Here is a 20019-nt window from a genome sequence, read left to right as displayed (position 1 = left end):
TTCTATTTTTTTGTAAACAATATGACGCCTGCAATGGTAATGAATGAACCGATCCATTGTATCACTGTTAACGTTTCACCAAGTAGTATGTATGCAAACAGTGCAGTAAAAAGCGGATTGAAATTTAAAAACATGCCTGCAGTTGTGGCACCGACTTTTTTCACGCCAACGTTCCAAAGAAACATCGCAAGCACCGTCGCCCCAACGCTTGTATATAAAAGCGCAAGCGAAAAGGAGACGTTGACGTCATGAACGGAAAAAGAAGAAAGAAACGGCAACAACCCGATGATGCCAAAGACGCCGGACCAAAACGTTGCTGCAAGCGGAGAATAAGATGTCATCACTGCCTTTGCACAGGCAGAATAAACGCCCCAAATGATGACTGCTGCGATCATCCATAAATCGCCGATGTTTACATCCGCTAACCGATGCAGTTGCCCGTGCGTCATCACGATGAGCACACCCATGAGTGAGACGACCATCGCCAGCCATTGTCGGATCGTGAGCTTATCGCGGTAGACAACGTATGCCACAAGCGCAATCGCCATCGGGTTTAACGTCGAAATTAAACCGACATGATCCGCTGACGTATAGCGAAGCGCTTGAAACATAAACACGTTAAATAAGACGACGCCCGACATCCCCATCGCAATCAAAGGAACGATGCCGCGCGTTTGGAGGCGGATGGATCGTTCTTTTTTTAAAACGATCGGAAATAAAAAAAGGACCGCGATCGTCCAACGAATAAACGTCAACGTTAACGGGGAGGCGTGGGCGACAAGCAATTTGCTTGCGACAAAGTTGCCTCCCCATAAGGTGCTTGTTAATAAAAGAAGCATATAATATTTCGACATGTAGATCATCCTTTAAAATGTTTCAATTAAAAATACCATCACTAATAGTCCGATAATAAACGCATACGTCGATGATTGTTCGTTTCCGTCGCCATGGCTTTCAGGGATTAACTCTTTATAAATAATAAACAACATCGCACCAGCCGCAAACGCTAATCCGTAAGGGACGAGCGCATCGACGACAGACGTTAAATAAAAACCGATGATGGAGGCGACGAGCTCGATCATTCCCGTCCCGGTTGCCATGAAAAACGCTTTTCCTTTTGAAATATGTTGATTAAATAAAAAAAGCGCAACGAGCAATCCTTCAGGTGCGTTTTGGAAGCCGATCGCAAGCGCAATTAAATCCCCGATATGATTTTGTTCCCCGGAGGCGTAGCTGACGCCGACAGATAAGCCTTCTGGAATGTTATGAAGCGTAATCGCCGCAAGGACAAGCAGCGCTTTTTGATCCATTTTGATGCCGCTTTTTGTATGTGCTAAGTCGATATGCGGTACGATGTTTTCAAGAAGCGTCAGCGTAAACACTCCAAAGCACAATCCAACCGCAAGAGAAAAAAACGTGCCAGAAGAAAGTGATTCTGGAATTAACCCAAGCATCGATGCCGCCATCATAACACCAGCTGTAAAAGCGAGCAACATGTCGCGCCATTTGTGCGTTAATGAGCGCGACAAAAATAAAATCGGAACAGCGCCAGCCCCTGTTGCTAGCGCCGATAACGTGCTTCCGATGAGCATATCGACCATTATTCCACCTCCTGTCGCAAAGGAAGACGAACGGTAATCGTCGTTCCTTTCTTTTCTATGCTATGAATGTCGATTGTCCCTTCATGCATATCGATAATACGTTTACAGACGACGAGCCCAAGTCCTGTTCCCGTTTGTTTCGATGTGACAAACGGTTGAAACAGTTTGCTTTTTACATCGTTTGGAATGCCGCATCCATTGTCTGTTACTTGCAGCACCGCCCAGTCGTTTTGTTTCGTCAGCGAAATCGTTAGCACGCCACCACGCGGCATCGCTTCGATCGCATTTTTTGCTAAATTTAAGACGACTTGTTTTAAATGATCTTTTGAACAACGAATCGGAAGTGGCACATCGGCACGTTGAAACGTATAGACGACGTTATGTAAATGCGCTTGCGACTCAATCATCGGATGAATGCTTTGCACAATATAGTTTAAATCACACGTTTCAAGTTTTTGTGCCGTCGGTTTGCCGAGAATTAAAAATTCGTTCACAATATCGTTAATGCGTGTAATTTCATTTTGAATGACGGAAAAATAAAGTTGTGATTCGTTATCTTTATGTTTTTCACTTAATAGTTGAATAAATCCTTTAATGCCAGCAAGCGGGTTGCGAATTTCATGCGCGGTGCTTGCGGCGAGTGTGCCGACAAGTTCGAGTTTTTGTGCTTCGGTCTCCATGCGTTCAAGCATCGTTTGCCGTTTTAATAGCCAATATTGAATCAGTAGCCAAATAATATGGATGGCGACGATCAGCAATAAGATGTATGGAAGGGATGTTTGCACATTTTGTTTCATCGTTACGTGCGGCACGTTCGCTTCAATCATCCATGGTGCATAATTTAAATGAACCGTCACCGTTTGTTGCGATGGGCGAATTTCGTTTGTTGCCAACAACATCGTTCCACGCTCATCATATAAACGAAACGATGCGTTTGGGTCAATGATTTTCATCCGTTTTTTTATGTAATCCATACGTAATTCCGCCACAAAAAAACCGACTGTATCGTTCGTTTTTTCATCGACAATCGGTGTGACGATCGTTGTTGTATGATCGCTGTCAATGACCGTTTGTTTTGTCGTTTTCGCCAATCGCATCGCTGAACTTGTACTTTCAGAAAAAAACGATATGTGATGAAAACGAACGTCTTGTTTTTCTATTTGTTGCAACATGTCGTTTATGTCTTTTTCGCTTAACATCGCCATATGTTTGCTAACCATAAACGCTAACGTCTCGAGTTTTGTCGTTGTCTCCGCAAGAAAGCGATCGAGATCGTTTTTATGTATATTCGCAAACAAGCGCGTTTCTTCAAGCAATTGTTGTTGCTGTTGTTCATCTTGCCAAAGCACAATCCACACGCTTCCTACAAGGCATGGGATCATAACAAGCAAGATGTACAACCATCGTCTCATTCTCTCTCTCCCCATATATGCTCCCTCAACAAAACAAAATTCAAGGAATATTATAACATAAAGATGAAAAAAAGACGGAAAAAATCATTGGTGTAAAGGAGCTTTTTGCTCGGATAGGAAGGATGAAAAATACGAAACCCCAGCACCGAAGTACTGGGGCAAAAACGATGATTTCCCCGCTAATGGGGGGAGATGGCCTGCGACGTGGCAGGCAACTTATCGTTAGTTTATGATTCTATTGACGATAATATGCAAATAGAGGAGCCTAAATGGCTCCTCTCCGTTGCAAAAACAAACGAATCCACGTTTTCTTACGTGTGAAATAGTCTGTGACGAGACAGACAACTTACTTTGTAATTTAAGTATAGAAAAAAACTAGGGAAATGTCAATACGATGTAAGTTCGTTACAGGTCAAATACCCACTTTACACGGTTCATAATCTTATTTAAGTCATCATCGTTTATATTACCAATATGTTGTTTTAATCGTACTTTGTTGACGGTCGTTAATTCTTCCACCTTTACCGCGGAAGTCTGCGCTAAAAACGGATACACTTCCTTTTGAAGAAAGTAATGTGTCTTTAAACGAGGAACTACTTTTGTTTTTCCTTTTCGATCTGTAATCGTTTTTGTTTTTAACTTTGTCGACAGAGGAGCTATCTTAACGCTTCCAGATGTACGGTTAATCCAGTCATTCGAAATAACAAGCACCGGTCGCTCTCCATTTTGTTCTGTGCCTATATTTTCTCCCAGTTCACAAGTGAAAATAGCTCCTCGTATGATTGGGCGCTTCATTTGTGTTTGCTCATTCTCAATCCATTCATTTGCTAAAGCAATCTTCTTTGGATGCCATTCATCTAGTTTTTCCTTTTTGCCCACTTTTTTTAAACGCAAACGTTCGCGTTGAATTGTATCTAACTCCATTTTCTCCTACGTCCCCCTCGTTTTATATATCACGCTCATGATTGTATCACATTTCAACTACTTCTATAACCGTTCAATCGGATTCAAGATGGTAGAAGAAATAGAGTACAGCGCCTTCGCCATGATCAAGAAATGCTTGCACCACGATTCATAAAAATCACCTTCTTCAGCTTGCCAATGATATACTGTGAGCAGCTGAAGAAGGTGAGGTTTTTGTTATGCCGACTGTTTTTGTTTGTTCGTTTCGCTGTTTTGTTGTTTGACAACAAGCGGATAGAAAAGTAAGCTGCTTGCAAGCAAGGCAATGCCGAGTAAAAATGTTTTCATGTCAGCCGTGCCTGCTTTCACAAGCCAAATGGAATAAATAGTCGCAAGGACAGCGATGATGCCGTCTGTCATTCGTTGTTGCGTCGTTTCATACGTTTCGCCTGTCCAGACAAGCTTCAATTGGAAGACGGAAGCGATGAAATACGGAACAAGATATGATAACGTCGCAATGTAAATAACGAAATCAAATGCGGCCGCCATTGAGTTTGAAATCGTTGAAAAAATAAATAATTGGGCAATCATATTTGAGATGATTAAAGAAAAACGCGGCATGCCTTTGTTGTTTTCTTGTAAAAAGGCACGAATAAATAATCCTTGTTTTGCTGCTTGATACGGCACTTCGGCACTTAAAAAAATCCAGCCGAGCGTTGAGCCGATTAAACTAATTAAACCAAGTCCTGCCAAAAGCTGCGCTCCGATTGGACCTAATACAGTACCGATCGCATCAACAAGCGGCTTTTCAGACTGAATAAGCGCCTCTTGTTTTAATAGTCCCATCACAAGTACGCTAATGCCAATATAAATGGCTAAAGCAATGAATAGTCCGACAATCGTTGCGCGTTTGACATCGCTTTGTTTTCGGGCACGCGAAGCAAAAACGATCGCTGATTCAATGCCGATAAACGCCCAAAGCGTGCTTAACGCGACGTTGTTAATTTGCGAAAGCAATCCGAGCGTATGACCTGCTTCATCGTAACGCGGAGCAACAAACGGTTGGAGATAGCTTTTTTCAAACGCAAACAACGCGATGACAATAAAAAGGAAAAAGCCGAGCACTTTCGTTGCCGTTGCGACAAAGTTCAACTTTCCGGCACTTTCTGCTCCTTGTAAAATGATCGCATGCATCATCCATAACAGTGCGGTGCAGACGAGAAACGTGAGCAGATTGCCAAGTTTTAATGTAAATGAGCCAACAGAGAAGACGACATGTCCGCTCGTTAAAATAGGGAAAAACGTTGATAAATAACTAGCAAACGTCGTAATGATCGCTACGTTTCCTGCGACGTTTCCGATCCAATATCCCCAAGACGACATAAAGCCGGACAAAACGGATGCGTTTGAGCCTTTTGGAAACAGCTCTTTCGCATAAATTTGCGGTCCGCCGTTTAATTCAGGTTTACGAATCGCTAAGTTGCCAAAAATTATCGCAATCATAAGTACGCCCGCGCCCGTCAATAGCCAACCGAGCAACACGCCAGCAGGGCTTGCCGCTTCTGCAAGTGAACGAGGAAGCATAAAAATGCCGGAGCCGACCATATTCCCGACAACGAGCGCCGTCAATAACCAAAAGCCGAGTTTTTGTTGTTTCATGTTGTTCATCCTTTCATGCATAATATAATAGCGGAAATATAATGGCGAAGCGGTAGAGCGCTGTTGAAAGCGGGCGTGATAAATAAAAAAGTGCACCCTAAGTTTTCAACGGGTGCACAATATATGACACATCCGCATCAAACTTAAGATCGATAGCTCTCCACCGCATGCGCGATGACAGTCCTGCACCTATTCGGCCACAGGCCCAGCTTATAGCGCCAGAGCACGCTATAAACTTCGGCGACAAATCCTTTCATCTCACTTCATCGACGTCTCTGCGTCTCCATGAAACTACTATTATTTGCCGCGACCTCTATCTCATCTTAGTTGACGAGAAAGATTTCGTATGCAATTGACGTTACTATCGTACAAAAATCTTTTCTTTTCGTCAACGAAAAATTTTTTAGCACATATTTACAAAGGGCACAACGAACACATATAATAAAAGTGAGTAATCACTCATTTTTATGAAAGCGAGGGAAGATGATGGTCATTCAATTACAGCACGTGCATAAGCAGTTTCATAAGAAAGAAGTTATTCATGATGTGTCTTTAACCGTAAACAAAGGAGAAATTTTCGGTATGCTCGGCCCATCGGGCGCTGGGAAAACGACGATTGTCAAAATGATCGCAGGCATTGATACGGCGACAAAAGGGGAGCTTCACGTGCTCGGTACGCGCATGCCCAACTTACAAACGATGGCGCGCCTCGGCTTTATGGCGCAATCCGATGCGTTATACGGGGAGCTCACCGCACTTGAAAATTTACATTTTTTCGCATCGATTTATGGGCTAAAAGGAAAAAAGAGAAAAGATCGCATCGAAGAAGTGTTGGAGCTTGTCAATTTAACGGACGATATGAAAAAAGCCGTTCATCAATTTTCCGGTGGAATGAAACGGCGGTTATCACTCGCGGCGGCGCTTTTACATGAACCAGAAGTGCTCATTTTAGACGAGCCGACCGTTGGCATCGACCCGCTTCTTCGCCAAGCGATTTGGGAAGAGCTCGAACGCATTCGCCAAAAAGGAACGACGATCGTTGTGACGACGCATGTAATGGACGAAGCGGACAAATGTATGCGGCTCGCGATGATTCGCGACGGACGGTTGATTGCCGTCGGCAGTCCAGATGAATTAAAGAAACAAACAGGGGCATTAACGATTGAACAAGCATTTTTACATTTTGGAGGGATGCAATCATGAGAATACAAGCGATTGTCGTCCGCATTATTCGTCAGTTTTTTCGCGATAAACGCACGCTTGCGTTAATGATTATCGCACCGATGTTTGTATTGTTTTTAATGGACTTAGTGTTTAATGGTGAGACGTACGAACCGGAAATTGCGATTGATTCAAACGTACCGCAACAGCTTGCCGACGCATTACAAGAAACAGATGCACATGTGACGACAATGACAAAAAAGAAAGCGATGGATAAACTGGACGAACAACAAATCGACGCGTTTATTGAAATGGACAAAATGACGTTGCGCATCACGCTTGAAGGAAGCGATCCGTCCGTCAGCAAACAGGTGTTGATGACGGTGCAAAAAGCAGCCCAGACGCTTATGCCGCCGATGAAACAAACGTTAACGATTGATACGGTATATATGTACGGCTCAGAACATATGGCGTTATTTGATAATTTCGGCCCCGTACTCATCGGCTTTTTCATTTTCTTTTTCGTCTTTTTAATTGCCGGAGTATCGTTTTTGCGCGAGCGGACGAGCGGCACGCTGGAGCGGCTACTTGCAACGCCATTAAAGCGATGGGAAATCGTCATCGGCTACGTCATCGGCTTTGGCATCTTTACAACGATTCAAGCGAGCTTCATTTCTTTATTTGCGATTCACGTCTTAAACATGATGATGGAAGGCTCGTTCGGTTATGTGCTACTCGTTACGTTTTTATTAGCGATGACGGCGCTCACCTTAGGGACGTTATTGTCCGCATTTGCGAACAACGAGCTGCAAATGATTCAATTTATCCCGCTCGTCGTCGTTCCGCAAGTGTTTTTCTCTGGACTGTTTAATTTAGATACGATGGAACCGTGGCTTCGTTCCATTGGGGTTGCGATGCCGTTATATTACGGAGCGGATGCGTTAAGAGAAATTATGATTCGCGGCAAAGGTTGGGAAGCGATTTCGTTCGATGTGTCCGTTTTAGTTGGCTTTTCGCTCTTATTTATGATATTAAATGTATTAGCATTAAAGAAATATCGAAAGTTGTGAGGATGATGATGGACGAACGAAAATGGTTGTTTGATTTACTCAATGTCGAAGAACAACAGCTAAGTGAAAAACAAATTAACATTTTACAAGCAGCAATTGAAATGTTTGCGGAAAAAGGATACGCGGCTACGTCCACGAGCGAAATTGCCAAGCGGGCAGGTGTAGCTGAAGGAACGATTTTTCGCCATTATAAAACGAAAAAAGATTTGTTGCTTGCCATTGTCAAACCGACGTTATTTCAATCCGTTGCGCCGTTTTTCGCAAAAAAATTTGTCAAAGATGTGTTTGAAAATGAGTATGAACATTACGAACAGTTTGTGCGCGCCATTTTTCAAAATCGGTATGAATTTGTGAAAACGTATTTGCCGGCTGTGCGTGTGTTTTGGCAGGAGATGGCGTTTCACAGCGATATTAAAACGCAGTTTCAAACGATTTTTACGAATCATGTGTATGACAAGTTTAAACAAATTGTCGAGCATTTCCAACGAAAAGGGGAGTTGGCGCAACTCCCTCCTGAGACGATTATTCGGTTGACAATCACAACGATTGCGGGATTTTTAGCGACCCGTTTTTTAATCATGCCGGATTATCCGTGGGATGATGAACAAGAGATCGAGCGGACGATTCAGTTTTTGATGAATGGGTTGAAGAAAACATGATAGGGCATTTTCTATCATGTTTTTTTATTTTTTTTAAAAAAGGCCTTGAAAGTCAAAGAAGGTCAAATTATAATAAAGACAGAAAGATCAAATATAGTCAAAGTCAAAGGAGGTTGGTGCCTATGATGTGCCAAGTATGTAAACAAAATGAAGCAAACATCTTTTTACACGTACAAGTGAACAACGAAAAACAACAATTACACCTTTGCGATGCATGCTATGCAAAGCAAAAACAACAATTAAAAGTGCCAGCAGGATTCCACTTCGATCGTCTCGACCAATGGTTCTCCGACTTTTTCGCACCGCTTACAGAACATTCCCATATCGAGCAACAAATACAACAAGAACAACCGAAGCGAAACGGATTGCTTGATCAATTCGGTCGCAACTTAACACAACTTGCGAAAGCGGGGCTTATCGATCCGGTTATCGGACGTGAAAAAGAAATTGAACGCGTCATCGAAATTTTAAATCGCCGCAACAAAAATAACCCGGTATTAATCGGTGAACCGGGCGTCGGTAAAACAGCGATCGTCGAAGGATTAGCGCTTAAAATTGCCGAAGGGTCTGTTCCTACGAAATTATTGAATAAAGAAGTGTACGTGCTTGACGTCGCATCACTCGTTGCGAATACAGGCATTCGCGGTCAATTTGAAGAACGAATGAAACAATTAATTGCCGAATTGCAACAACGGAAAAACGTCATTTTGTTCATTGACGAAATTCATTTACTCGTCGGCGCAGGCTCAGCCGAAGGTTCGATGGACGCAAGCAACATATTAAAACCGACGCTTGCTCGCGGGGAATTACAAATCATCGGCGCAACAACATTAAAAGAATATCGTCAAATCGAAAAAGACGCGGCGCTTGAACGTCGTTTCCAGCCTGTTCTCGTTCACGAACCAACAATCGAACAAGCCATCGACATGTTAAAAGGCATTCAGCCAAAATACGAACAATTCCATCAAGTGAAATATACAGATGAAGCGATTCGCGCCTGCGTTACGTTGTCACATCGCTACATTCAAGACCGCTTTCTTCCTGACAAAGCAATTGACTTGTTAGACGAAGCGGGTTCAAAAGTGAGCTTAAAAGCGACACCGACAAATAAAGAAGCGATCGAACAACGTCTCGAACAAATCAAAAAAGAAAAAGAAAAAGCCGCACAAGAAGAAAACTACGAACTCGCGGCAAAATTGCGCACCGAAGAATTGCAGCTTGAAAAACAATTACAACAAAACGGACAAGCAGAACAACCTGTTGTAGATGTCATTCACATTCAACAAATAATTGAAGAAAAAACAGGAATTCCAGTTGGTAAATTACAATCTGATGAACAAGCAAAAATGAAACATTTAGAAGAAAACTTAGCGAAAAAAGTAATCGGTCAAGAAGAAGCGGTGAGAAAAATCGCAAAAGCGATTCGTAGAAGCCGCGCCGGCTTAAAAGCGAAAAACCGTCCGATCGGTTCGTTCTTATTCGTCGGTCCAACAGGCGTCGGTAAAACAGAATTGTCAAAGACGCTTGCTGAACAATTGTTCGGATCGAAAGACGCGATGATTCGCTTAGATATGAGCGAATATATGGAAAAACATGCGGTCGCCAAACTGATCGGTGCACCTCCTGGCTACATTGGTCACGAAGAAGCCGGTCAATTAACAGAAAAAGTGCGCCGCAACCCTTACAGCATCATCTTGCTTGACGAAATGGAAAAAGCGCATCCAGATGTACAACATATGTTCTTGCAAATTTTAGAAGACGGTCGTTTAACAGATAGCCAAGGTCGTACTGTCAGCTTTAAAGATACGGTCATCATTATGACATCGAATGCTGGTACGAACGTTGAGGGCGACTTGCTCCAACGTCTCGGTCTATACTTTAAACCAGAATTTTTAAACCGTCTCGATGCCATTGTCGAATTTAAACCGCTTGAAAAAACGCATATGTTACAAATTGTTGACCTTATGCTTGCGGAGTTGCAACGTACGCTTGATGAACAACATATCACAATGACGATTAGCGACAAAGCGAAAGAAAAATTAGCCGAACTCGGCTATCATCCAACGTTCGGTGCTCGTCCACTCCGTCGCGTCATACAAGAACACGTCGAAGATCAAATTGCTGATGTATTGCTTGATGAACAAGATGTACGCGCAATCCATATCGATGTAGAAGACGACCGCATCGTTGTAAAAGCTGAAAAAGCCTAATAAAATGAGAAAAAGGTGTCCCGAAAGCAAGGAGGACACCTTGTCTCTTCTTAACGATGTGCACATACGCAATATATTTATTCATCGTATATTGTATAAAAATTAAGTAATCTTTCCTTTTAGCTGTATGGCTTTTCCTTTTTTCTTAGATGGATAGGTCCATTGAAAAGAAGTACCCATTTGTCCTTCTACATTTTGTAATATCTTCGTAATATAAACATCTATTTTTTCCATTTCAAGTGCCTTGGTATCATTTTTGAAAACAATGATATAATTTGCCCAATGAATTTTCGGATCTCCATAGCCGCCAATTCCTGCATAAGCCCATTGTGCTAATTTTTTATTGAGTTTAGGGAGTTCAGTTTCCATTATTTTATAGAGATCGTCATATCGTTCTTTGAGTTTTGTAAAACCTCCAACTTCTTGTAATTTTCGAAAAGCTTCTTGTAGTTTTTTATCTTTTATACCTAACACTTCAATAAAGCTTTCAGCGGTGTATTCGTGAATGGAAACATACGTTGCACTTGAGCGTTTGCAACTAAATGTGAATATTTCTTCTGAACGTCTATCTGTCGTAATGGCAAGTAGGATATCTGTCTTCGGTTGCCCACCGGTTTCAAGTTTTGGGATTTTATTTGTTGCTTTTATTTTTATTATTTTCTCGTTTTTTGATATACCGATTAAGTTCATGATTTGTTGAAATGTTGGATAAAAATAACCATCTTCTGTTGCGCTTGATTGATTCCATTTTTCAACGTTTGACGGGTGATTTAAAAGAGATGCGATTTGTTTTTCGAAGTTTTTTCCTTCCATCGCTTTTCTTTTTCCGATTTTTTCATTTTCTAAGCCTTTTGATTCTATAAATCGTTCTAATTCACTCAAGCTCAAAACATCATCAATAGCTGAATACATCTTTTTCTCTCTAATTTTTCGCTGGTAGCTTAATGCTTGTTGTTGGTTATTGTAATCAAGACCTTCTGGAAAGACTAAATATATTTTTTTACGTTTTGATTGATTTGTTTTATGTGGTATGCATCCCACTGTATTTGCTTTGCGCGATCAGTACGAATTGTTGATGTTGTATGTATTCCCCAAACTTCACCGTCATCAAAAGTGATAAGATGATCTATTTTAAATTGTTTTTTGTCAAAATCAGGGTAACCAGTTTGATAAGGAGTGATATTCTCAGCGATATATCCTTCTTGAGAGTAGTTTTTAATTAATGATTTAAGGTTTCTCTTATTTTTTTCTCCATGCTCTTGTTTTTGTCGATTTTCTTGTTCCAAGTTTCCCACTCCTTTTATTCATCCTTGTTTTTACTTTACCATAAAATGACGTATAATAAAAGAGTAGGAGGCTTGTCCTACTCTTTTGCTGTTATTTGGTTAAAATTTCTTTTTTACTGTTTATTCGATTATAAATTGTATTTAACGTATTTGTCACTTCCAGTCCTAGAGCATAGGCTAATAGAGGTGGAATAGCGTCACCGATTTGTTCATATCGATCTTGTTCTGGATCGGAATGAAACTTTACAAATGGCCCCTCAAATATATACCAGTCAGGAAAACTTTGAAGTCTCGCTGCTTCTCTTGGGGTTAATCCTCTATGCTGAATAGGATGTATCATTTCGTCTAAACAATGTGATGTTACTGTAAAGCTTGGAATATCTTCTCTGAGCCGTCTGTTTCTTGCACCGTATAGCTTATTTGGAAAGAGCTCTTTTCTTAAATCTTCCCTATTTTCTAAAATTAAACGTTCAGCAGCGGTTTTCATATTTTCACCTTGACGTATTAATTCCATGCGTCTGATCATTTTTTCTCGATGGTTTACGGCTTTATGAGAGGTTAATGTGTTCGGATGAAATGCCAAGTGCTCTGGGAAACCTAAAGTAATCCCTCTCATTTTAAGTAAGAAATCCCGTCTTTGCTCGGTTAGCGTATCATCCGAAAAATTAAATGTGTATTCTATTGCTTCTTCCCCCGAATGAACTTCAGGCAAATCAAATAAAGCATCTCCTACAGTAACATAAGGAAACGTTCGATCAGGTCCGTGAGTTGGGAGTGGATATCGAAATGTTGCATCGTAATCACGATTAATCCCGATTAAAAAGATGCGCTCTCTATGTTGGGGTACACCGTAATCACTTGCCTTTAGAAGGATTTGATGAGGATCACGACTAGCTAAATAAAAGGATGTATCATAAGCTGTTGATTCAAACTCATCACAAATGTTTTCAAATACAGATTTCCCGTTTGAACGTTTTGAGAATAGTCCTTTTACGTTTTCAAAAAGAACCATTTTACTTTTTACATGACGGGCAATACGCAAAATATTTAAAAACAAGTCATCTCTTTCATCTCCATCTGCTCTTTTTCCGGCCATAGAGAAACTTTCACACGGTGCTCCTCCTGTTACAATGTCCACTGAATCCACTCCGAAACGTTGCTTAAGAATTTTCGAGATCAGTTCATTCGAGACTTTGTTAATATCCCCATAAATAATAAGGGTGCGATCACTTTTTCTAAAGAATTGATCAGGATCTTTCATCTCGCCAGATAAAAAACTTTCTAAATCAAAAACCTCGGCATTATGAGAGGCACTATATGTTTGAACCGTCCAATAGCTCATCTCAACCGCGATTAATGGTTTTATTCCGCTCCACATAAAGCCGGTTGCTAGTCCACCCGGTCCAGAAAATAAATCAATGCTTGTATACATAAAACCTCCTCCATATATTAAAGTTTTCATCAAATTCATTTTAGCAAATATGTATGAAAAAATCTTCATTTTTTATTTGATATATAACATGATAAATAAAAACTGCCGCAAAGGGCAGTTATAAAAGTTTCGTCAACTTGTTTGTGATGTTGACTATATGTTGTTGCACTTGCTGAAGTTCGTCAATTGCTTCGGTGCTATTGTTTATTTTTTCGGCCACTTCTTCGAGCATATGCACCATTTCTAATACCGAGCTTGTAATGTGATTGAGCTGTTCGGAAATGTCTTCGGCAGACGTTTTGCTTTTTTCTGCCATTTTCCGCACTTCTTCTGCGACGATCGCAAAGCCACGTCCGTGTTCGCCTGCACGTGCCGCTTCAATGGCAGCATTTAATCCGAGCAAATTCGATTGCATCGAAATATCTTTCACAAACGCAATGACCGACTGAATTTGTTCGGTGCTTTTGCTGACGCGCTCCGCTTTTTCGCTTAATCGTTGCAAATGTTCGTGAATGAGTTGCGACGTTTGGTGGATATCGTTCGTGCTCGCGTTCATTTCTTCAAGTAAACTCGCAAACTCTTCATTTAATGTGTTTTGACGGTCGGTGACGTCCGTTGCGATTTTAAAAATTGCTTGTATTTGTCCCACTTCATCTAACACCGGAGCATAAAGCGCCTCAAGCCATATATGTTTTCCTTGGCGAGTGACGCGTTGCACCGTTCCGTAAAACGGTTGTTTGCTTTTTAGCCGATTCCAAAACTCTGTATATTCGTAGCTGTTTACGTACGTTGGTAAGCAAAATTGACGGTGGGATCCCCCGAGCACCTGTTGCTCCGTATAGCCCATCGTTTGAAGAAACGCATCGTTTGCCCATAATACCGTCGTGTCGGGACGGAATAAAATCATCGCAAACGAGCGATTGATTGATTCAAAAAGACGTTCTAAATCAATTGGAATGGAACTTACTTTCATTCGTTTTCCTCCTAAAATGACATGATAGGTCTATTGTACTACACCCCATTATATAACGGCAATTCGATGTATACGGTCGTTCCTTTCCCTCGTTCGCTTTCAAAACGAATCGAGCCGCCGTGTAGCTTGACAATTTGTTTAGTAATCGCAATGCCAAGTCCTGTGCCGCCATGTTCGCGCGAGCGCGAGCGGTCGGCGCGGAAAAATCGTTCGCCTAATCGTTCGATGTCTTCTTTTGACATGCCGCATCCGGAGTCGGCGATCATGAGTTCGCACATCGGCTGTTTGTTTACTGCACGCAACGAAATCGTTCCGCCGAAAGAAGTATAGCGCAACGCATTATCGAGCATATTTTGCAATACTTGTTCGATACGGTCGGGATCGCCATCGACGATTAAGTCGTGATCGAGGTCGAGCAACAGGCGAATGTTTTTTTCTTGCAACATCGGTTCATATTTTTCAATCGTCTCCTCGACTAATTGTGCAATTGAAAATGGTGTGCGTACAAGCGGATACGTGCCTTCGAGTTGTGCTAAATCGAGCAAATCGCGCACGAGGCGTTGCATGCGGCTCGCTTCGCGATGAATGAGTTTTATATATTTTTTTTGTTGCGCTTCATCTTTGATGACGCCGTCTAGTAGCGCTTCGCTATATCCTTTCACATAGCTTAGCGGCGTGCGCAATTCATGAGAGACGTTTGCTAAAAATTCTTTTTTTCGTTCATCTTCTTGCGCGAGCGCTTTTGCCATTTGGTTAAATGTTTTGGCAAGTTGCCCAATTTCGTCTTCCGCTTCGACGTTCACTTGTGCGGAAAAATCGCCTTGCGAGACGCGATAGGCGGCTTGTTGCATATGTTGCAACGGTTTCGTGAAATGCATCGCAATTTTTCGTCCGACAAATACAGTAATGAGTAAAAAAAGGCTTCCACCAATAATGATGAACGTTTGAATGCGCTTAAGCACATCTTCAATCGATGCAAGCGGCACGTACAAATATAAAATGCCCATGAGGCGATGTTCATCGAGTAGCGGGATGATGACACCGACAATATGCCGATGAAATGTTTGTTCATATCCTTTTTTCGTTACCGTTTTTCCAGCGAGTAATTGTTGTCGTTCCGCTTCGCTAATAATCGCATGATGGTCGACTTCAAACGGCAAGCATGCGTTCAATTCACGTGGGTTGTTCACGAGTACAATCTCCGTATCGGATACGTCATTGATGATAGAAACGGTGTTGCGAAACGAGTCGGTGAGTGCACCGCCTTTATATTTTGCGGCAATGTTCATTCCTTCTTGTAATAAACGTTGTTCGACGTTGGTGATATAAATGTTTTCATATATATAAACAGCAACAGCATACAAAAGCAACACCGCAAGCATTAAAAAGGCGCTAATCGTTAGCCATAGTTTTTGTTGGAGTGAAAGGGAATTAAATCGTTTCATCAAATTTATATCCCACTCCCCATACTGTTTGAATGCACTGTCCGGCTTCGCCGAGTTTAATGCGCAATGTTTTAATATGCGTATCGACGGTGCGCGTGCTGCCGACGTAATGAATGCCCCAAACGCGATCTAACAGCTGTTCGCGTGTAAATACTTGACCGCGATGTTTGATAAACAACACGAGCAGTTCAAACTCTTTTAACGTTAATACAACCGGTTTTCCGTTTACGATCACTTTTCGTGCTTTTTCATCAACAACAATTGGGCCTGCTTCATATGACGTCGTTACGTCTGTTCCTTTCGTTCGGCGAAGGACAGCGTGCACGCGTGCGACGACTTCATTTGGGCTAAATGGTTTCACGATGTAGTCGTCCGCGCCAATTTGTAATCCATAAACGCGATCCCACTCATCGCTTCGTGCTGTTAAAAAAATGATCGGCACTTGCGAACGTTCGCGCACGTGCATGCAAAAGCGGTAGCCGTCTAGTTTTGGCATCATAATATCGAGCAAAATTAAATCGATATGTTTTCGTCCGAACTCGGCAAGTCCAGCTTCACCGTCTTCTGCTTCGATGCACGTAAATCCTTCAGGTTCTAAATAAAGACGAAGCAATTCACGCATTTCTTTTTCATCGTCAACAATTAAAATCGTTGCCATATTTATTCCTCCTTCGCATCGCGGAAAAAGATGTAAAACGGCCCTTGTCCAACGGAAACGGTTTTCGTTTGTTTGAATGTTTTTTCATCGACAAAAACGAGCTCGTTGCTGTCGTAGCTAGCGATGATAAGCTCGCTTTTTGTTTTTATCATCGCAAAAGGATTCGCGCCAACGTTAAGTGAGCGTATGACATGTTTCGTTTTCGGTTCAAATGCATATAGCATGTTTGAACCGTGACAAAGTACATATACCGCTTCGCTCGTTTGCGAAAATTGAATCGGCATCGTTTCTGCCTTCACACGCGCAAGCAACCGTCCGTCGACAAGCGAATGAACATACGCTTCTTGCTGAATATACGCTCCGCTCCCATGTCCACCGACCCATAGTTCATCCGTTTCAGCAACAACTAAGCCGCTGACCGCAAAATCGAGCGTATCGACCGTTCGTTTCACTCGTTTTGTTTGCTGGTCAATAAATGAAATAGCGCCATGTTTAAAATGAATGACAATCCATTGCCGATGTTTGTCGTCGGCGACGATGGAAAAAGGGGAGGAGGGAGTAGCGATCGTCTCTTTTACTTTTCCGTCGAACGTCATGAACGATACCGTTCCGTCTTTTTCGTTCACAACGAGCAATTCGTGTTTTGTGACGAGAACATCGGTAACCCCTTTGTTTACGCGCCAACGTTTTTTCTCTTTCCCTGTCGATAGCGTGTACATCATCATTTCATCCATGTCTTGTCCAAACAACATGACCGTATCGCCATCAGGAAGGAGGATGGCTTTCGTTACCGGATTTTTCATCTTCCATGTTGCCATCGTTTTTTTTGTGTTATAATCAACGAAGGATAAGCTTTGCTCCTTTATATTGACGACCCCAACGACCGATTTGTTTCGGGGAATTGGGGTGTACGTCTCTGGTGTACAGCTTCCCAATAAAACGACGATGATAAGCAAAAAAAAGAAACGAACTTGCATCGTACGCATCCTCCATCGTGTATATGTATCATCATTGTAGCAAATGATTGTGATGATTTTGTGAAATTATTGTAACATGGAAGGGGATTAAAATGAAAAAGTGGTTGTTGTTGTTTGTCTTCGCTTTGCTTGTTGTGGCAGGTTGTGCAAACAAAGCGGAAGAAGAAGAGCTGGTGTATTTAGACGTCAAAATGGCGGTGGAAGAAAAGCTTCCGGTGAATGAAGAAGTCGAGCTTGCATGTTTTGTGACATACGGTGATGAAAAAGTGACCGATGCATCGGAAGTGAAGTTTGAAGTATGGAAGCATGGAGAAGAAAATCGGCAAATGTTAGAAGGAAAACATGTCGGTGATGGAAAATATGTCGCGCGCTATACGTTCGAAACGAAAGGGACGTATGCCGTCGTCGCACATGTGACAGCGAAAAATATGCACAATATGCCAAAAGTTGATGTAGTAGTGGAATAAGAAAAACGGCGGAAAATATTCGCCGTTTTTTTTCATATATATAGAAAAAATGGACGAGTGGGGGAGAGCGTATGTGGATGCGGGCGATTCAAATTGCGTTTGTATATGTCGGAACGGTAGTCGGGGCTGGATTTGCGACAGGAAAAGAAATTGTACAGTTTTTTACGCAATACGGAGCAATTGGGACGGTCATGATTGCAGGAAGCGGAGGTCTATTTATTTTTTTCGGGACGCGTTTAATGGTGATGGCAAATCGGCTTCAAGCGCGGTCATATGAGCAATTCAACGCCTATTTGTTCGGAAAAATGAGCGCAGTTGTCAATTTGTTTATGTTTGTTGTGCTATTTAGCGTGACGTCTGTTATGTTGTCGGGAGCAGGGGCGGTGTTTGAAGAACAGCTTCATATGCCGGCGCATGTCGGGCTTTTGTTTACGATGTTGCTTGCGTTTGTGACGATGTTGTTCGGTTTAAATGGTATTTTAAGCGTCAATATGGTCGTTGTGCCGCTTATGATTATTTTTAGTTTGTCGATTGCGCTCATAAATGAAAGCGACATCGTCTGGACGAAGCCACCGCTTGCCGCGTTTTTTTCCCCGTTTGCGTATGTGGCGTTTAATTTAGCGATGGCACAAGTTGTGCTCGTTCCGCTTGCAACCGAAGTAAAAGATGAACGGGCGATTCGCCTTGGGGGATGGCTTGGCGGCATATTGCTTATGTTTATTTTATTTAGCAGTCATTTCGCGCTTTCTTTACTTCCTAATTTGCCATCTTACAGCATTCCGATGGCGGAAGTCGTGAAACGTTCGCTCACATCGTTTTACGGGCTATATGTCGTCATTATTTATGGTGAAATTTTCACTTCGTTTATCGCGGGCGTATTCGGATTACATCGGAAATTGGCGCTTTTTTCTCAAACGCCGATCTTTGTTCTCATCGTGCTTTTACTTATGATGTATGCGTTTAGTTTAGTCGGGTATCATGCGCTTTTAACCGTATTGTACCCTTTGTTTGGGTATGTTAGTATCATCTTTATTTTCTTACTTTTCTATCGAAAAATGCCTAGCTAGAAAAAACGAAATGTAGTACATTGAATGTAAAGGGGAGGTGAAGTGATGCGGCAAACGGTCATGGCAATGTTCGTTTTACTTCTTTTCTTTACGCTCGAAACGTTTCACATCATTCAATGGTACGATGCACGTGTATGGCCTCTTATTGTTTTTTCCTTTGGACTTATCGTTCATATATATGTGTTCAAACGAGGTGTACGTGAACACGAAGCGTTTCTTTTCTTGCCAGCAGCGATCGCATTATGGATGGGCGCGCTTGCATTTGGCGGTTATGTTTTGTTTCATGACGGAACGATGTACGTATTGGCGTTTACGATCGGTTTGTTGGAATGGTGGTTATTTAGCGGTGAAGAGTGGCTGAAAACGCCGCTTCTCTTTTGTTTCGGGTGTAGCGTTGCAGCTAGTTTAGAAGCAGGGGATATGTTCTTACTTCTTTTCGTTTTAGCGATCGGCATTTTGGCATATATGTATCATACAAAAAACGAGCGAGCCAATGCACATTAGGCTCGCCTTTTCTCTTTATTCCACGCCAAACCGATGTAAAATTTGTTTCAGCTGATTGACGTTTTCCGCCAACACGGCTGCTTCTTTCGCAAGTTGATGGACGCTCATCGCTTGTTGTTCAAGACCCTTTTCCCCTTATCTCAAATATACACAATTTTCAAACAATAAAAAAGTCATAAAAAAGAAAAAGGAACAAATGATAAAAAGGGGAGGTGGCACAATGACTCAATCGAAACGACAAAAAGAGCGACAATGGACCGTTCGTAAGCAAGCGCAAAATGAACCGCACGGGAAAGTGAAGTCGTTTGAACAACTAGCAAAAGAGGAAAAATAAATGGAAAAGGCTGTCCCAAGGAAGTTTGTGACAGCCTTTTGCATCGTTATTTTGCTTTTAGTGCACGAATTTCGTTTTCATGATTAATCACGCAGGAAACCCCTGCTTTCAAGCATGGGGAGGAATGCGTTTTTTTTTGTTTATTTTTCACTAAAAAAATATAAAATAAAATTAGTGAAAGGTGGTGAGGACATGAAATTG

20 protein-coding genes and 1 riboswitch are annotated in these 20019 nt (G+C 41.9%); of the genes, 8 read left to right on the top strand and 12 right to left on the bottom strand.

The genetic code is table 11. The annotated features are described in order from the left end of the window. Positions 1–2: 2 nt before the first annotated feature. The 5 genes from LD028_RS05035 to LD028_RS05015 form a co-directional block, all read right to left on the bottom strand. Positions 3–854 carry a DMT family transporter gene (locus LD028_RS05035; protein WP_237811158.1) on the bottom strand — a complete coding sequence of 284 codons (852 nt, stop codon included), beginning with the start codon at positions 852–854 and terminating at the stop codon, positions 3–5. 12 nt (positions 855–866) lie between these two features. Then, complete coding sequence (locus LD028_RS05030) at positions 867–1601, bottom strand: ZIP family metal transporter (RefSeq protein WP_237811157.1); 735 nt, start codon at positions 1599–1601, stop codon at positions 867–869. Further along, the gene (locus LD028_RS05025) at positions 1601–3028 is read right to left on the bottom strand and encodes an ATP-binding protein (RefSeq protein ID WP_309240390.1); all 1428 of its coding nucleotides are present in this window, start codon (positions 3026–3028) and stop codon (positions 1601–1603) included. The genes LD028_RS05030 and LD028_RS05025 overlap by 1 nt, the downstream gene beginning before the upstream one ends. A 390-nt stretch (positions 3029–3418) precedes the next feature. Further along, positions 3419–3937 (bottom strand): type II toxin-antitoxin system PemK/MazF family toxin, encoded by a 519-nt coding sequence (locus LD028_RS05020; RefSeq protein WP_237811155.1) that lies wholly within the window; start codon positions 3935–3937, stop codon positions 3419–3421. A gap of 216 nt (positions 3938–4153) precedes the next feature. Next, complete coding sequence (locus LD028_RS05015) at positions 4154–5575, bottom strand: amino acid permease (RefSeq protein WP_237811154.1); 1422 nt, start codon at positions 5573–5575, stop codon at positions 4154–4156. Positions 5576–5720: 145 nt separating this feature from the next. After that, a riboswitch (Lysine riboswitch) is annotated at positions 5721–5899 on the bottom strand. A 162-nt stretch (positions 5900–6061) separates the two neighbouring features. On the opposite strand from LD028_RS05015, the gene LD028_RS05010 reads away from it, so the two are divergent. The 4 genes from LD028_RS05010 to LD028_RS04995 all read left to right on the top strand — a co-directional run bounded on the left by LD028_RS05010 (position 6062) and on the right by LD028_RS04995 (position 10675). Continuing rightward, positions 6062–6778 (top strand): ABC transporter ATP-binding protein, encoded by a 717-nt coding sequence (locus tag LD028_RS05010; protein WP_237811153.1) that lies wholly within the window; start codon positions 6062–6064, stop codon positions 6776–6778. Further along, positions 6775–7806, top strand: coding sequence for an ABC transporter permease (locus LD028_RS05005; RefSeq protein ID WP_237811152.1), 1032 nt, complete (start codon positions 6775–6777; stop codon positions 7804–7806). Before LD028_RS05010 ends, LD028_RS05005 begins: the two co-directional genes overlap by 4 nt. 8 nt (positions 7807–7814) lie before the next feature. After that, the gene (locus tag LD028_RS05000) at positions 7815–8465 is read left to right on the top strand and encodes a TetR/AcrR family transcriptional regulator (RefSeq protein WP_237811151.1); all 651 of its coding nucleotides are present in this window, start codon (positions 7815–7817) and stop codon (positions 8463–8465) included. A gap of 122 nt (positions 8466–8587) precedes the next feature. Beyond that, entirely contained in the window at positions 8588–10675 is a 2088-nt protein-coding gene (locus LD028_RS04995; protein WP_237811150.1) for an ATP-dependent Clp protease ATP-binding subunit, read from the top strand. Between the two features lie 102 nt (positions 10676–10777). Here LD028_RS04995 and LD028_RS04990 read toward each other — a convergent pair whose 3' ends face one another. The 7 genes from LD028_RS04990 to LD028_RS04960 all read right to left on the bottom strand — a co-directional run bounded on the left by LD028_RS04990 (position 10778) and on the right by LD028_RS04960 (position 17446). After that, positions 10778–11587 carry an MspI family type II restriction endonuclease gene (locus tag LD028_RS04990; protein WP_237811149.1) on the bottom strand — a complete coding sequence of 270 codons (810 nt, stop codon included), beginning with the start codon at positions 11585–11587 and terminating at the stop codon, positions 10778–10780. A gap of 74 nt (positions 11588–11661) precedes the next feature. Next, positions 11662–11961 carry a hypothetical protein gene (locus tag LD028_RS04985; protein ID WP_237811148.1) on the bottom strand — a complete coding sequence of 100 codons (300 nt, stop codon included), beginning with the start codon at positions 11959–11961 and terminating at the stop codon, positions 11662–11664. 91 nt (positions 11962–12052) lie between these two features. Continuing rightward, entirely contained in the window at positions 12053–13393 is a 1341-nt protein-coding gene (locus LD028_RS04980) for a DNA cytosine methyltransferase (RefSeq protein ID WP_237811147.1), read from the bottom strand. A gap of 118 nt (positions 13394–13511) precedes the next feature. After that, on the bottom strand, positions 13512–14366 hold the full coding sequence (locus LD028_RS04975) for a methyl-accepting chemotaxis protein (protein ID WP_006321622.1): 855 nt from the start codon (positions 14364–14366) through the stop codon (positions 13512–13514). 38 nt (positions 14367–14404) lie between these two features. Further along, positions 14405–15811, bottom strand: a complete 1407-nt coding sequence (locus tag LD028_RS04970; protein ID WP_237811207.1) for a sensor histidine kinase — start codon at positions 15809–15811, stop codon at positions 14405–14407. Next, a complete protein-coding gene (locus tag LD028_RS04965; RefSeq protein ID WP_237811145.1) occupies positions 15798–16469 on the bottom strand; it encodes a response regulator transcription factor in 672 nt (223 codons plus the stop codon). Before LD028_RS04965 ends, LD028_RS04970 begins: the two co-directional genes overlap by 14 nt. A gap of 2 nt (positions 16470–16471) precedes the next feature. Then, positions 16472–17446 (bottom strand): YncE family protein, encoded by a 975-nt coding sequence (locus tag LD028_RS04960; protein WP_237811144.1) that lies wholly within the window; start codon positions 17444–17446, stop codon positions 16472–16474. Between the two features lie 92 nt (positions 17447–17538). On the opposite strand from LD028_RS04960, the gene LD028_RS04955 reads away from it, so the two are divergent. The 4 genes from LD028_RS04955 (at position 17539) to LD028_RS04940 (ending at position 19818) form a co-directional block, all read left to right on the top strand. Beyond that, positions 17539–17913: a FixH family protein gene (locus tag LD028_RS04955; RefSeq protein WP_237811143.1), complete on the top strand. Its 375-nt coding sequence runs from the start codon at positions 17539–17541 to the stop codon at positions 17911–17913. Between the two features lie 71 nt (positions 17914–17984). Further along, a complete protein-coding gene (locus LD028_RS04950) occupies positions 17985–18980 on the top strand; it encodes a YkvI family membrane protein (RefSeq protein ID WP_006321627.1) in 996 nt (331 codons plus the stop codon). A gap of 45 nt (positions 18981–19025) precedes the next feature. Beyond that, entirely contained in the window at positions 19026–19484 is a 459-nt protein-coding gene (locus LD028_RS04945; RefSeq protein WP_237811141.1) for a hypothetical protein, read from the top strand. Between the two features lie 220 nt (positions 19485–19704). Next, positions 19705–19818 carry a DUF6254 family protein gene (locus LD028_RS04940; protein WP_003396753.1) on the top strand — a complete coding sequence of 38 codons (114 nt, stop codon included), beginning with the start codon at positions 19705–19707 and terminating at the stop codon, positions 19816–19818. Positions 19819–20019: the final 201 nt, after the last annotated feature.

This window comes from Anoxybacillus sp. LAT27 (genome assembly GCF_022030075.1).
GTDB lineage: Bacteria > Bacillota > Bacilli > Bacillales > Anoxybacillaceae > Anoxybacillus > Anoxybacillus kestanbolensis.
The sequence above is the reverse complement of the archived record's forward strand: the minus strand, read 5'-3'. Positions and strand labels throughout refer to the sequence as shown.